The organism is Bradyrhizobium sp. cir1, from assembly GCF_014198245.1.
Classification (GTDB): Bacteria; Pseudomonadota; Alphaproteobacteria; order Rhizobiales; family Xanthobacteraceae; genus Bradyrhizobium.
In genome coordinates, this window is the sequence record NZ_JACIHE010000004.1 from 63,262 (window position 1) to 76,405 (window position 13,144).

At 63.3% G+C, this 13,144-nt stretch carries 11 protein-coding genes; 6 read left to right on the forward strand and 5 right to left on the reverse strand.

Translation table 11 applies throughout. The features are described 5' to 3' along the window. The first annotated feature begins 20 nt into the window (after nt 1–20). A complete protein-coding gene (locus GGD63_RS11130) occupies nt 21–344 on the forward strand; it encodes a hypothetical protein (protein ID WP_183242316.1) in 324 nt (107 codons plus the stop codon). Between the two features lie 113 nt (nt 345–457). On the opposite strand, the gene GGD63_RS11135 is transcribed toward GGD63_RS11130, so the two are convergent. Then, nucleotides 458–1,219 (reverse strand): ABC transporter permease, encoded by a 762-nt coding sequence (locus GGD63_RS11135; RefSeq protein WP_183241764.1) that lies wholly within the window; start codon nt 1,217–1,219, stop codon nt 458–460. Then, nucleotides 1,216–2,139 carry an ABC transporter ATP-binding protein gene (locus GGD63_RS11140; protein ID WP_183241766.1) on the reverse strand — a complete coding sequence of 308 codons (924 nt, stop codon included), beginning with the start codon at nt 2,137–2,139 and terminating at the stop codon, nt 1,216–1,218. The genes GGD63_RS11135 and GGD63_RS11140 overlap by 4 nt, the downstream gene beginning before the upstream one ends. Before the next feature lie 288 nt (nt 2,140–2,427). On the opposite strand from GGD63_RS11140, the gene GGD63_RS11145 reads away from it, so the two are divergent. Then, nucleotides 2,428–3,147 (forward strand): hypothetical protein, encoded by a 720-nt coding sequence (locus GGD63_RS11145; RefSeq protein WP_183241768.1) that lies wholly within the window; start codon nt 2,428–2,430, stop codon nt 3,145–3,147. A gap of 31 nt (nt 3,148–3,178) precedes the next feature. On the opposite strand, the gene GGD63_RS11150 is transcribed toward GGD63_RS11145, so the two are convergent. Further along, nucleotides 3,179–4,030 (reverse strand): alpha/beta fold hydrolase, encoded by an 852-nt coding sequence (locus GGD63_RS11150; RefSeq protein ID WP_183241770.1) that lies wholly within the window; start codon nt 4,028–4,030, stop codon nt 3,179–3,181. A 128-nt stretch (nt 4,031–4,158) separates the two neighbouring features. Between GGD63_RS11150 and GGD63_RS11155 the strand changes: the two genes are divergently transcribed. Further along, entirely contained in the window at nt 4,159–4,773 is a 615-nt protein-coding gene (locus GGD63_RS11155) for an ABATE domain-containing protein (protein WP_183241772.1), read from the forward strand. Nucleotides 4,774–4,928: 155 nt separating this feature from the next. Beyond that, nucleotides 4,929–5,864 (forward strand): LysM peptidoglycan-binding domain-containing protein, encoded by a 936-nt coding sequence (locus tag GGD63_RS11160; RefSeq protein WP_183241774.1) that lies wholly within the window; start codon nt 4,929–4,931, stop codon nt 5,862–5,864. Nucleotides 5,865–5,891: 27 nt separating this feature from the next. Here GGD63_RS11160 and GGD63_RS11165 read toward each other — a convergent pair whose 3' ends face one another. Beyond that, complete coding sequence (locus tag GGD63_RS11165) at nt 5,892–9,977, reverse strand: VCBS domain-containing protein (RefSeq protein WP_183241776.1); 4,086 nt, start codon at nt 9,975–9,977, stop codon at nt 5,892–5,894. A gap of 465 nt (nt 9,978–10,442) precedes the next feature. Here GGD63_RS11165 and GGD63_RS11170 point away from each other — a divergent pair, with 465 nt between their 5' ends. Both GGD63_RS11170 and GGD63_RS11175 read left to right on the forward strand, forming a co-directional pair. After that, nucleotides 10,443–11,060, forward strand: coding sequence for a FecR family protein (locus GGD63_RS11170; protein WP_312013159.1), 618 nt, complete (start codon nt 10,443–10,445; stop codon nt 11,058–11,060). 12 nt (nt 11,061–11,072) lie between these two features. Next, a complete protein-coding gene (locus GGD63_RS11175) occupies nt 11,073–11,927 on the forward strand; it encodes a tetratricopeptide repeat protein (protein ID WP_183241780.1) in 855 nt (284 codons plus the stop codon). Nucleotides 11,928–12,064: 137 nt separating this feature from the next. Here GGD63_RS11175 and GGD63_RS11180 read toward each other — a convergent pair whose 3' ends face one another. Beyond that, on the reverse strand, nt 12,065–13,138 hold the full coding sequence (locus GGD63_RS11180) for a tartrate dehydrogenase (protein WP_183241782.1): 1,074 nt from the start codon (nt 13,136–13,138) through the stop codon (nt 12,065–12,067). Nucleotides 13,139–13,144 lie beyond the last annotated feature (6 nt).

Sequence of the window (13,144 nt, forward strand, 5' to 3'; positions counted from 1 at the left end):
GTACTTCCCTGGGACTGAAGATGAACAAAGCCCGTGTCAACGCCGCCGTCCTGCCGGCCGGCTTCCCCGTCCGCCTGCTGTTCGCAGCCGCCGCCATCCTGCTTGCACTGTTGGCGTTGCCTCAAGCTGGTCATGCTCAAGGCATCGTGCGCGGCGCCCAGGAAGGGTCCTATGAAGGTAACCGGATCGCCGGGCCCGTAGGAGGCGTGGTTGGTGGCGCGGTCGGTGCCGGTGTCGGCGGCGCCGTTGGTGCGGTGGAGGGCGTGTTCGGCATTCCCCATCGCCACTACCGCCACTGCCGCGGCTACTACGACCGCTATCACCGCTTCCATTGCTATCGGTGAGTCGACGGCTGTCATTCCGGGGCGCGCGTAGCGCGAACCCGGAATCCATCGAGCGGCAGAGTTGGTGGGTGAATGGATTCCGGGCTCGCCCTCCGGGCGCCCCGGAATGACAGTTAGTTCTTCAGCCGGTAGCCTGTGCGGAAGATCCACCAGATCACAGCCAGGCAGATCACCAGGAACGCCAGCGTCATGCCGATGCTGACGGATACGCTGACGTCGGCGATCTCGTAGAAGCTCCAGCGGAAGCCGGAGATCAGATAGACCACCGGGTTGAGCAGCGCGACGGTGCGCCAGGTGGGCGGCAGCATGTCGATGGAGTAGAAGCTGCCGCCGAGGAAGGTCAGCGGCGTCACCACCAGCATCGGGATCATCTGCAGCTTCTCGAAGCCGTCGGCCCAGATGCCGATGATGAAGCCGAACAGGCTGAACGTTACCGCCGTCAGCACCAGGAAGGCCAGCATCCAGACCGGATGGTGGATATGCAATGGAACGAAGAGCCCGGCGGTCGCCAGGATGATCAGGCCCAGGATGATCGACTTGGTCGCGGCCGCGCCGACATAGCCGAGCACGATCTCGAAATAGGAAATCGGCGCCGACAGGATCTCGTAGATCGTGCCGGTGAATTTCGGGAAGTAGATGCCGAACGAGGCGTTGGCGATGCTCTGGGTCAGCACCGAGAGCATGATCAGGCCCGGCACGATGAAGGTGCCGTAGCTGACGCCCTCGACCTGGCTGATGCGCGAGCCGATCGCAGCGCCGAACACCACGAAATAGAGCGAGGTCGAAACCACCGGCGAGACGATGCTTTGCAGCAGCGTGCGCCAGGTGCGCGCCATTTCGAACAGATAGATGGCGCGGATGGCGCGGTGATTCATGACGTCCTCACGAGGTCGACGAAGATGTCCTCGAGCGACGATTGCGTCGTGTCGAGATCGTTGAAGCGGATGCCGGCGTTGCGGAGGTCGCTGAGCAGGCTGGTGATGCCGGTGCGCTCGCCCTTGGTGTCGTAGTCGTAGACCAGCGTCGCGCCGGAATCGCAGAGATCGAGCTCGTACTGCGCGAGGCTTTCCGGCAGCGACGAGATCTTGTTCTGCAAGTGCAGCGTCAGCCGCTTCTTGCCGAGCTTCTGCATCAAGGTCGCCTTGTCCTCGATCAGCACGATCTCGCCCTTGTTGATGACGCCGATGCGGTCGGCCATCTCCTCGGCTTCCTCGATGTAATGCGTGGTGAGGATGATGGTGACGCCGGACTGCTGCAGCGTGCGCACGACTTCCCACATGCCCTTGCGCAGCTCGACGTCGACGCCGGCGGTGGGCTCGTCCAGGAACAGGACCTGCGGCTCGTGCGACAGCGCCTTGGCGATCATCACGCGGCGCTTCATGCCGCCGGAGAGCGTGATGATCTTGTTGTCCTTCTTGTCCCACAGCGAGAGGTCCTTCAGCACCTTCTCGATGTGTTCAGGATTCTTCGGCTTGCCGAACAGCCCTCGGGAGAAGCTCACGGTCGCCCACACGCTCTCGAAGGCGTCGGTGTGCAATTCCTGCGGCACGAGGCCGATCAGCGAGCGCGCCTTGCGGTAGGAGGTCTGGATGTTCTCGCCGCCGACCAGAACCTTGCCTTCGCTCGGGTTGGCGATGCCGCAGATGATCGAGATCAGCGTGGTCTTGCCCGCGCCGTTCGGGCCGAGCAGCGCAAAGATCTCGCCGCGCTTGATATCGAGATTGACGTTCTTGAGCGCCTTGAAGCCGGACCGATAGGTCTTGGACAGATTGGCGACGGAGATGATGGAGGACATGATGGCCGAAAGGCTTGGGGGCAAAGGCTGGGGAGGGAGGCTGGAACCTGCCGGGAAGGGCGGGTCAGCGGAGCCCTGAGATAGGAATACCCTTGCCCGGTCGCAATCGCCCGGAGAAAAATGGTCTCAAAACCGGCCCTTCGGTGGCAGGTTCCGGTCAAGTGTTGCGCAACCGCCACGGCTTGCTGCTAAGATTGTCGCTCACGCGGCTCTTTGTTGCGTCCGCGAGCGGGCCATGGCTACGATTCCGGCCAATCGCGAAGCGTATTGTCCCCAGGGAAAACATCGATGAGACCGAACGGCCGTCACACCGCCGGCGCCAGCCAATTGTCCGCCCTCCGTGCGTGGGCGATGGGCCTGCTCCTGCTGTCAGCTGTTGCCATCAGCCCGTCCACCGCCAAGGCCGCGCCGACCCAGGCCGCGGTCCAGACCACGCATGTCTATCTGCTGCGCGGCGTGCTCAACATCTTCTCGCTCGGGCTCGACACGATCGGTGCCCGGCTCCAGGCGCAGGGCATCCCGGTGACCGTTGCGAACTTCGTGTCCTGGTCCTCGCTCGCCGATGAAGCCGCGACCGCCTACAGGGCCGGCCGCATCAAGACCATCATCCTGGTCGGCCATTCCTCCGGCGCGACCGCGCTGCCGGACATGATTGCCAAGCTCAACCAGTTCGGCGTGCCCGTGAAGCTCGCGATCGGCCTCGATTCCGTGTTCAAGACCAAGCTCTCGACCGGCGCCGAGCGCTACATCAACATCTATATCGGCGACGGCCCCGGCGAGCCGGTGCGCGCCGCGGCCGGTTTGCGCGGCAAGCTCGACAATGTCGACGTGCGCGGCACCGGTGTCGGCCATATCTCGATCGACAAGAACGAGGCGATCCAGCGCCGCGTCATCGCAGAGATCGACGCCGCGATCATGCGCTCGCGCGCTCCGGCTGCTCCCGTCGCCGAGCCCGGTGCGCCGCGGCCCGCGCGCGCCGCCGCGGCAACGGCTCCGGCGAGGAACTGAAGTCTCTTCTCACGTGATGCTCGGCGGCCCGTTACGCCAGGAACGCGCGAATGCTCTCAGCGATCTCCCGCGCATGCGTCTCCAGCGCGAAATGGCCGGTGTCGAAGAACTGCACGACCGCCTTGGGATTGTCGCGCTTGAACGCTTCGGCGCCGGGCGGAATGAAGAACGGATCGTTCTTGCCCCAGACCGCCAGGAACGGCGGCTTGTGCTTGCGGAAATAGTCCTGGAATGACGGATAGAGCGCAACGTTGCTCTTGTAGTCACCGAACAAATCGAGCTGCACGTCGCCCGAGCCCGGACGCGCCAGATAGAAATTGTCGAGGTTCTGTCCGTCCGGCGACACCGTCGTCGGATCGGGGACGCCATGGGTGTACTGCCAGCGCGTCGCCTCCGGCGTGAGGAAGGCGCGGAGCGCCTCGCGGTTGGCGGGCGAGGGATCCTGCCAATAGGCCTTGATCGGAGTCCAGCCGTCGCTGAGGCCGTCCTCATAGGCGTTGCCGTTCTGCGAGATGATCGCCGTGATCCGATCGGGGTGACGCAACGCGAGCCGGAAGCCGGTCGGCGCGCCGTAGTCGAAGACGTAGATCGCGAAGCGATCGAAGCCGATCACTTCGGTGAAGCGCTCGATCACCTGCGCGACGTTGTCGAAGGTGTAGCGGAAGCTTTCGCGCGAAGGCATGTCGGACTGACCGAAGCCGGGAAGATCGGGCGCGACGATGTGGAATTTGTCGGCGAGCAGCGGGATCAGGTCGCGGAACATGTGGCCGGCGCTGGGGAAGCCGTGCAGCAGCAGCAGCTTCGGCGCACCTCGAGCTCCGGCCTCGCGATAGAATACCTTGAAGCCATCGACGTCGGCGGTGCGGTAGGTGGCCGGGGTCATGACCGTCTCCATTGCTATGGTAACCTTTTAAATGCCTATATATAGGTTACGTATCTGCCGAGTAACTTGTCAATAGCCATTTTACTGGTTACCAAAGGCTGCGTTGTTTCGACGGCCAGGGACCCCTCATGGACAGACCGCCCGCCATGTTCATCGCCGACTCGCTCGGCCTCGATTTCCTCAACTCGGTCGCGACACCGGTCGATACGCCCGTCGACTGGATCGACGATGGCGATGGCCTGATCGACTGGCTGGCACAGGCCAAGCTGGTGCCGACGCAGGAGCTGGATGCGCTGAAGGCGCGCGCGAGGCCGGGTGAACTCGACAAGGTCGCCGATCAGGCCCGCGCCTTGCGCGAGTGGTTCAGGGGCTTTGTTCTGGAGCATGCGGGCCGGCCGCTGACCGGCAAGGCGCTGCACGAGCTTGGCCCGCTGAACAGCATCCTGGAGCGCGATGAGGCGTTCCTGCAAATCGCGCCTCGCCAGGGTGAGGAAGGTCTTGCGCTGCAAAGGCAACGGCACTGGCAATCACCGCAGTCCCTGCTGCTGCCCATCGGCGAGGCGATGGCGAAGTTCGTCTGCGAGGAAGACTTTTCCGACGTGAAGGCGTGCGAGGGCCATAATTGCACGATGCTGTTCGCCGATCACACCCGCAGGCACGCACGGCGGTGGTGCATCATGGCGGTCTGTGGCAATCGCGCCAAGCAGGCCGCACATCGCAGCCGGCTCAAGGGCAGGCAGTGATGGGCCGGGAGCGCGCTCATCCGGCAGGTCACATAGCCTTGATGCGCGCGGCGGTGCGTCGCGCCCTGGTTCCCGCGCCCCAAAATCCGCCAAATCGGTCGTCACTAAGCCGGTTGGGAGAGGCCCTTGCCTCCCGTGGTGGGACTGCTGAACTGATGATTGATTTGAGGCGGCTAGTCGTGCTGGCAGCGGTTGCGCTGCTTGCCTTGAGCACCGGCGCGGCCGTTGCCTCACCGGCCAAGTCCAAGGCCACCGCGGCTGCGCCTGCGCCTGCTGCGCCGCCGCCCCCACCGTTCGAGCCGTTGCCGCCGCCCAAGATCTATCTGTTTCGCGGCGCCATGGGCCCGATCTTCTCGACCGGCATGGACCGGCTCGGCGAGAAGCTGACGCAGGCCGGCTTCGCGGCGGATGTCTATGAGTTCACGCTGTGCCGCCTGATCGGCGGCCGCGTCATCTCCAGCTACAAGGAGAAGGCGGCGCCGATCGTGCTGGTCGGCCATTCGATGGGCGGGTTGTGCTCGATCGTCATCTCCGAGATGGCGGCCAAGGAGAACATCCCGATCAGCCTCGTGATTGCCATCGATCCCGCGCATGCGACCGGCGACGTGCCGCTCAATGTCGAGCGCTTCATCAATATCTTCCTGTCCGACAGCGTGCTCGGCGGCGGCGACGTCGTGGCGGTGCCCGGCTATCGCGGCCATTACGCGAGCTACGACCTGAAGGAAAACAGCCGCGTCTCGCACATCAACATCGAGAAGTCCGACGACATCCATCGTCAGATCGTCGAGATGGTGACGCAGCTGCCGCGCATTCCGCCGCAGGCCGATGCCGTGCCGCTGCGCTATCTCGTGCCCGCGGATACGCTGGTCGAATTGTGGGATAGCGGCGTGCGGGTGCCGGTGCGTCGCGGCGACACCATGGAGAGCATCGCCGCGGCCAATCGCGTGCCGCTGTGGACGCTCGCGCAGAGCAACTCGCTTGCAGAGAACGCGCAGCTCACTCCGGGCCAGACCATCATCGTCCCGCGCCATCTGACGCCGCCGGAGCCTGCGGCCGCGATGGCGACGCCGCCGCCCGCCGGACGGAAGTAGAGGAAGAGCGGTTTCAACAGATCGAGCTCACACCAGGAAATCGTGCGGCACATGAGACGCGGCTGAGCCGCCCCCGACGTGAGTGCCATCGTCCAGCTGCGGAACCTCGTCCGCGGCCGCGACGTGACCATGTCCGTCGGCATGTGCCGCGCTTTCATGACGATCGAGCGGCGCCGGGAGATCATCCACAAAGGCGATGCTCGACCTCTCCATCGCCGGACTGAGGAAATTGAAGGAATCGCCCAGTCCGGACGGATGGGCCTGCGCGTTTCCGTGTGGGCCGTGCGTGCCGTCTGCCGCAGAATGAAATTGGTCATTGGGCCTGTCGGGCGTCTCCATCGAAGCATGCCTGTGTTCGCCTGCTTGAGATTGAATCGAATGAGCGCCGCCGCCGTTGCCGGGGCCTTTCTGGGGGGCGATATCAAGAAGCGCACTGGCAGTATCGGCAAGGCTTGCATGGCCATGAGCCTCGGCAGCCTTGCCGTTATCTAGATGCTGGTCGATGGCAAGGAGCGCATCCGGCGTGCTGAAAGCTGTGGCATGATTTTGCTCCGTCATGCCGGCTGCGCCGATTCCGGTTGGATGGATGCTGTCGTCGGTCCGGGGTGTCTCGAAGACAAATCTGAAGGGCTCCATCGATAGCGAATGGATTGCCGGTTCTGACAGGCCGGGAAGTGTTGCAGTCTCGTCCGGGGCGGACGCGGTGATCTCGTTGCTCCACCCGCTCTGATCGATATCGAAGGGATAGCTCACATCGATTGCGGTCGAGCTTCCGTCCAAGGACACAGAGCCGCTGCTGTCCGTCGCCCCGGTGGAGGCGTCGGAGGTGCTCAATGTCATGACCGCCGCGTCGCCTAGCGTGGCGGCGGTCGGATCGATTGTATCGCTCGCCGCCAGGACCGGGGCCGCGGCTTGATCCACGATGAAGTCCGACGAATCGATGGTCGCGACACCCTGGAGATGGACTTCCAATAAACTGGAATCGCCGATCTCTAGGGTTTGATCGGTCGGATTGACATACACGACGGTTTCGTTGGCCGAGCTGTCGTAGATCCAGGCGATGGTGTGGGGCGGCACGGACGAGCTTGTCGAGCTCAACGCCAGGATCACGAATCCGAGCGCGCCGATCGCCGTCAGATCGATCTTGTCGCTTCCCGATCTGAAATCGTTGATCGTATCGAACTGGCCGGCCCTGGAATCGACCGCCGACAGATAGACGAAGACGTCATCGCCGTTGCCGCCCGTGAGCTTATCCGCACCGAACCCGCCGATGATGGTGTCGTTCTCGTTGCTGCCGTCGATCGTGTCCTGCCCGGAGCCGCCGTAGATGACGTCGGCTCCGTTGTTGCCCTTGATCGTGTCGTCGCCGGATCCGCCGTAGATGATGTCGTCCACGCCGGTTCCGTTCAGGGTATCGTTGCCGGCGCCGCCATAGACGATCTGGGAAACGCTGCCGCCACCGGCGACGCTGTCGCCTCCAGGAGTGCCGTAGACAAACGGGGGATCGGTTACGACGGTTGATCCAGTCGCCAGATTGTCGAAATCATTGGGATCCGCGTCGCTGGCGCCATGGATGGTGACCGTCACCTCTTGCGTGGTGCCGTCGATTGACGTCACCGTGAAATGATCGGTGAGCGTGTCGCCGACATCCAGCGCGTCCACCACGGCGTTGTTGTTGTCGAGCGTATAGGTCCATAGCCCGGACGCGGTCATCGTGAACGTGCCGTAACCGCCGTCGCTGGCCGTGGGTGAGGTCACCGCCGTGAAGGTGTTGGCGGGATTGTCGAGGTCGGTATCGGTGAGCGTGCCGGTCGCAACGGGCGTGCCGGGGGAGATGCCGCCGGCTTCGAGCACCGAACCCGCCGTCGTTCCGGAAATGAAAGCGGCGTCATTGGCGCCGTTGATCGTGACCGTCACCAGCTGCGGCGTGCCGTCGACCGTGGTCACCGTGAACTGATCGATCAGCGTGTCGCCGACGTTGAGGGCCTGTACGGTGGCGTTGCTATTGTCGAGCGTGTAGGTCCACGTGCCCAGCGCGGTCATCGTGAAGGTGCCGAAGCCGCCCGCGCTCGTCCTTGGCGTGGTGACCGGCGTGAAGGTGTTGGTCGCATTGTCAGGGTCGAGATCGGTCAACGTGCCGGTCGCGATCGGCATGCCGGGCGTGCCATTGGCCACCCCTCCGGCCTCGATCACCGAGCCGCTCGCCGTTCCGGAAATGACCGCCCCGTCGTTGCTGCCGTTGATGGTGATCGTCACTGTCTGTGCGGTGCCGTCGGCCGAGGTCACCGTGAAGCTGTCGGTCACGGTGTCGCCATTGTTGAGCGCCTGCACCACGGTGTTGCTGTTGTCGAGCGTATAGGTCCACACGCCGGCCACGGTGATGGTGAAGCTGCCATAGCTTTGCGCGCTTGCCGTCGGCGTGGTGACCGCCACGAACGTGTTGGCGGGATTGTCGACATCCGCGGCGAGAAGCGTGCCCGTCGCGATCGGCGTGCCGGGCGAAGTGCCGCCCGCCTCGACGACTGAACCGGTCGTAGTCCCGGAGATGATTGCGGCGTCATTCGTGCCGTTGATCGTGATCGTCACCAGCTGCGGCGTGCCGTCGATCGTGGTCACAGTGAACTGATCGATCAACGTATCGCCGGCATTCAGCGCCTTTACTGTACCGTTGCCATTGTCGAGCGTGTAGGTCCACACGCCGCCGACTGTCATCGTGAACGTGCCGTAGCCGCCCGCGCTCCTGGTCGGCGAGCTGACTGTCGTGAAGGTGTCGGGCGGATTGTCGACATCGGCGTCTGTGAGCGTGCCGGTTGCGCTCGGCGTTCCCGGCGCCGAATTGGCGACGCCGCCCGCCTCCACCACTGTGCCGGCGGCGTTGCCGGAGATGATGGCAGTGTCGTTGACGCCGAGGATGTTGACGACGAATGTTCGGCTCGTCGAGAACCCGCTGTCCGAGACCGTGACGATGAAGTCCATGGTCGTCGGCGACGACAGGGCGTTGATGGCAGCCGCGTTCGGAACAAAAGTATAGGCGCCGGATGCGCTATTGAGATAGAGGGTGCCATACGGACCGGTCTGCGAGAGATCGTAGGTCTGTCCATCCAGGACCGTGGTGCCGGCCGTCCCGCCGCTAAGACCGTAGGTGAGGACGGCATTGAGCGGGCTGCTGGCGGAGAAAGTGCCGGTTGTCGCGGTGAACGTGTCGTTGAATGCGATCGTGTCGATTTCGGTGGGCCCGCCCGGCACGTTCAGTGACGGCGGCGGACGTACGATCAAGGGAATGTCGGCGGGCGACAGTGCCGGAAGCAGGTTTGGCGGAGCCGTCGCGTTATCCGAGTTGAAGTTGATGTGCTGCAGCGAGGGGGCAATGACGCCAGGTGGCGTGCTGGATCCTGTCGGACCTCGCGTGAGATTGGCGAGCACATCCTGTTGAGCCGCGTGCAGCTCCTCCATGCGAGCGGCGCTGTTGGCAACCTGATTCACGCTGACCGAGGAGCCGACCCTGTTCAGGATGACGGTTTCGCCTGGATCATCGACGATGATGTGCCGCGGTACCCGCTCCTTGGTGATGAGCTCGAAGGAGCCGTGCTGAAGGTCCTTGTAAGTCAGCGTGTCGCTGTCGAGAAACGTGGCGTCGGGGTCCGAGCCTTGCGCTTCTTTCACCATCGCGAAAGTCAGCGCCGCCATCGTCAGGATGCCGAAGCCGGTCGCATGGGAGCGGCCGCGAACGGTGCCAAGGGGCGTGTCGACCGTCAGGGTCCCGCTGTTTGGCAGCCGGCCGGCTGCGAACGCAAAGCTTCCGCTGGTGACCGCAACGACTGTCGAACGCGAGGCGGCGTCGGATTCGGAGGCGCACTCGCGCAGTTCGATGCGGGCTGCGCTGGCGAGGTTGAATATGGTGTCGTCGAGAAGCCTGATCCCGATCTGCGCATCCGCAGCCGTTTCGATTACGTCATGGCGGCAAACAAGGTCGCCAATGCTGACCTGTGTCGGCGGGCCGTCGCCGCGCGTGAGGGTGACGTTTCCAGACGTGCTCTGAACGATGCCGATGATCTGGAGGGGTAAAGCCTTAGTGCCCCCATCCTGGGGCCCAACGCCAAAAGCAACTGACATGGCCGTAGCCTCGCGTGCCGAATAATTCGGGCTCGGCGCGGTGCCGCGGTCTTCTTGTCGGTTTTGCTATGCCACGGACGCAATTTTTGGCGTTAGCAACCCCAGGCCAGCACGCCGAAGACGTTTGATAAAAAATGCGATTCTATAGGTATAGCCAATGTGATGGCAGGTTCAGCGGAGATGCCTCTCCGCAATTGCAATTTGCGCTCTCAAGAAGTTGACGCTTGAGGTGAGCGAAACCTAGCTCACTTTCGCTGGCCAGGCAAACGGGTTGGGCCTAAGATCAAATACGGAAGAATTGCTTTTTCTGGACGATAGGTCCGTTAGGACCGATCCAGGTTGTAGATACTGACAATGCACGAATTGCGAGCTTGGCCGGGGCTTACATAGCTCCCATCAAGCGGCACGCAATCAAGATCTTCTCGGAAAGGGCGGGTCATGTGCAGGTATATGATTGCAGTTTTAGTGACTGGTTTCATCTGGGCATCGGCGAGCGGTCTTGCTGCGCCAGCGGAGGCTCAAGTCAATCCCGCGACACGCGGCCCCGAGAACGTCGTGCCAAAACCCATCGGCAAGATCGTCGCCGTTACGGGTTCGGTCTCGATCGAGCACACAGGTGCGGTCGTCGTCCAGGCGAAGCTTGGCGATGCGGCTGCTCAAACCAGGGTCGGCGATGTCGTGTATCTGCACGACGTGGTGCGAACCGAGGCAGACAGCCGGGTCAGTATCAATTTCAGCGATGGCTCGTCGTTCAATCTGTCGAGCAATGCGCGTATGACCCTGGACGAGTACGTGTACGAACCGGACGGCAAGTCCAACGCAACCTTCTTCAATCTGGCCAAGGGAACGGCAACCTTTGTCGCCGGCCAGATCGCGAAGAGCGGTGATATGAAAGTCGATACGCCCGTTGCCACGATGGGAATCCGAGGCACCACGCCGCATATCGAAGTTTTGGATGACGGTGAAGTCAAGTTTTCGACTCTCATCGAAGAGGGCAAGAGCAAATTGGTGAAGAAGCGCATCACTGCTGCAGCGCCCGAGCAGGGGAGCGGTCCCAGGCTGAACATCTGCAGAGGATGCTGAAGCGGCACGGACATGACGATCAGGGCGGCCATCATCGACAGCGTCGCGCCCGTTCTCGTGCTGCTGTCGATCGGTTCGCCGGCGGTCGCGCAGCAGCCGCAGAAGAATAGCCATCTCCAGAGCATCGAGCAGTGCAACGGTACGGACCGCATTCCGGCCCAAGCCCGGATCGCCGGCTGTACGGCGCTCATCAATTCGGGCGATGCCAAGCCGGAGGCGCTGGCTGTGGCTTACAACAATCGCGGCAACGCCTATGCCGCCGCGGCGGATTACGACCGCGCCATCGGCGATTTCGATCGGGCGATCGAACTCGCCTCAGGCTATGTCAAGCCGGTCAACAATCGCGGCGTCGCCTATTTGAGGAAGGGAGCCTATGAGGACGCGGTCAAGTCCTTCGACGAGGCAATCAGGCTCAACCCGGACTATGGCAGCGCCTTCGCCAACCGCGCCGAAGCCCATCTGAAGCTGAACCAGTATGATCGGGCCGTGCGGGATTTCGACGAGGCCATCCGGCTCGATCCGAATTTGACGTGGGCACGGAGCGGACGCTGCTGGGCTCGAGCGATCATCGGCGACCTGCAGGCCGGACTCGACGACTGCGACAGGGCGATTCAGTCGGGATCGAGCGATGCCGCGACGTACGATTCACGCGCGCTGATCCATCTGAAGATGGGCCAGTTCGCCGCAGCCATTGACGACTACAGTTCCGCGTTGCGCCTGGCGCCAAACCTGGCAAGCGCGCTCTATGGACGCGGACTTGCCAGGCTCAGGCAGGGCGACAACGTCGGCGGCGACCGCGACGTTTCGGCAGCAAAGCTCATCAACCTCAAGGTCGCCGACGAGTTCGCCCGCTACGGCGTGCAGTGACGTCAGGATTGGTCCGCCGAAATTCGCGTTGGCCCGCTAAAGCATGATCCGGAAAAGCGCGAAGCGGTTTTCCGGAAAGATCATGCGTAAACAACAGCCTAAAGCGCGATGACGATTCATACAAACCTCATCGCGCTTTAGACGTTCGAGCCGTGGATCGCGTCGATCACTGCGTCGGTCACGTCCTTCGTCGTCGCCTTGCCGCCGACATCGGGCGTCAGCACGCCCGCCGCGCAGACGCGCTCGACGGCCGCCATCAGTCGGCTGGCCGCATCCTTCTCGCCGAGATGCTCGAGCATCTGCGCGCCGGTCCAGAAGGTCGCGACCGGATTGGCGATGCCCTTGCCGGTGATGTCGAAGGCCGAGCCGTGGATCGGCTCGAACATCGAGGGGAAGCGCCGCTGCGGATCGATGTTGCCGGTCGGGGCGACGCCGAGGCTGCCGGCCAGCGCGCCGGCGAGATCCGAGAGGATGTCGGCGTGCAGGTTGGTCGCAACGATGGTGTCGAGGCTCTTCGGATGCAACGTCATCCGCACCGTCATGGCATCGACCAGCATCTTGTCCCAGGTCACGTCGGGGAATTCAGTCGCGACCTCGGCCGCGATCTCGTCCCACATCACCATGCCATGGCGCTGCGCGTTCGACTTGGTCACGACGGTCAGGAATTTGCGCGGGCGCGACTGCGCGAGCTGGAATGCATAGCGCATGATGCGGGTGACGCCGACGCGGGTGAAGACCGCGACTTCCGTGCCGACCTCTTCCGGCAGGCCCTTGTGGGCACGGCCGCCCATGCCGGCATATTCGCCTTCCGAATTCTCGCGCACGATCACCCAGTCGAGGTCGCCGACGCCGACATTGCGCAGCGGCGAGGCGACGCCCGGCAAGATCTTGGTTGGCCGCACATTGGCGTATTGGTCAAAGCCCTGGCAGATCGGCAGGCGCAGGCCCCACAGCGTGATGTGGTCGGGCACATCGGGCGCACCGACCGCGCCGAAATAAATCGCATCGAACTTCTTCAATTCGTTGAGGCCGTCGGCCGGCATCATGACGCCGTGCTTCCTGTAATAGTCCGAGCCCCAGTCGAAGGTCTTGACGTTGAAGGCGAGGTCGCCGCTGCGCTTGGCCAGCGCCTCCAGAACGCGGACACCGGCCGAGATCACCTCGGGGCCGATGCCGTCGGCGGGAATGGCTGCGATCGAATGGGTGCGCATGGGAAG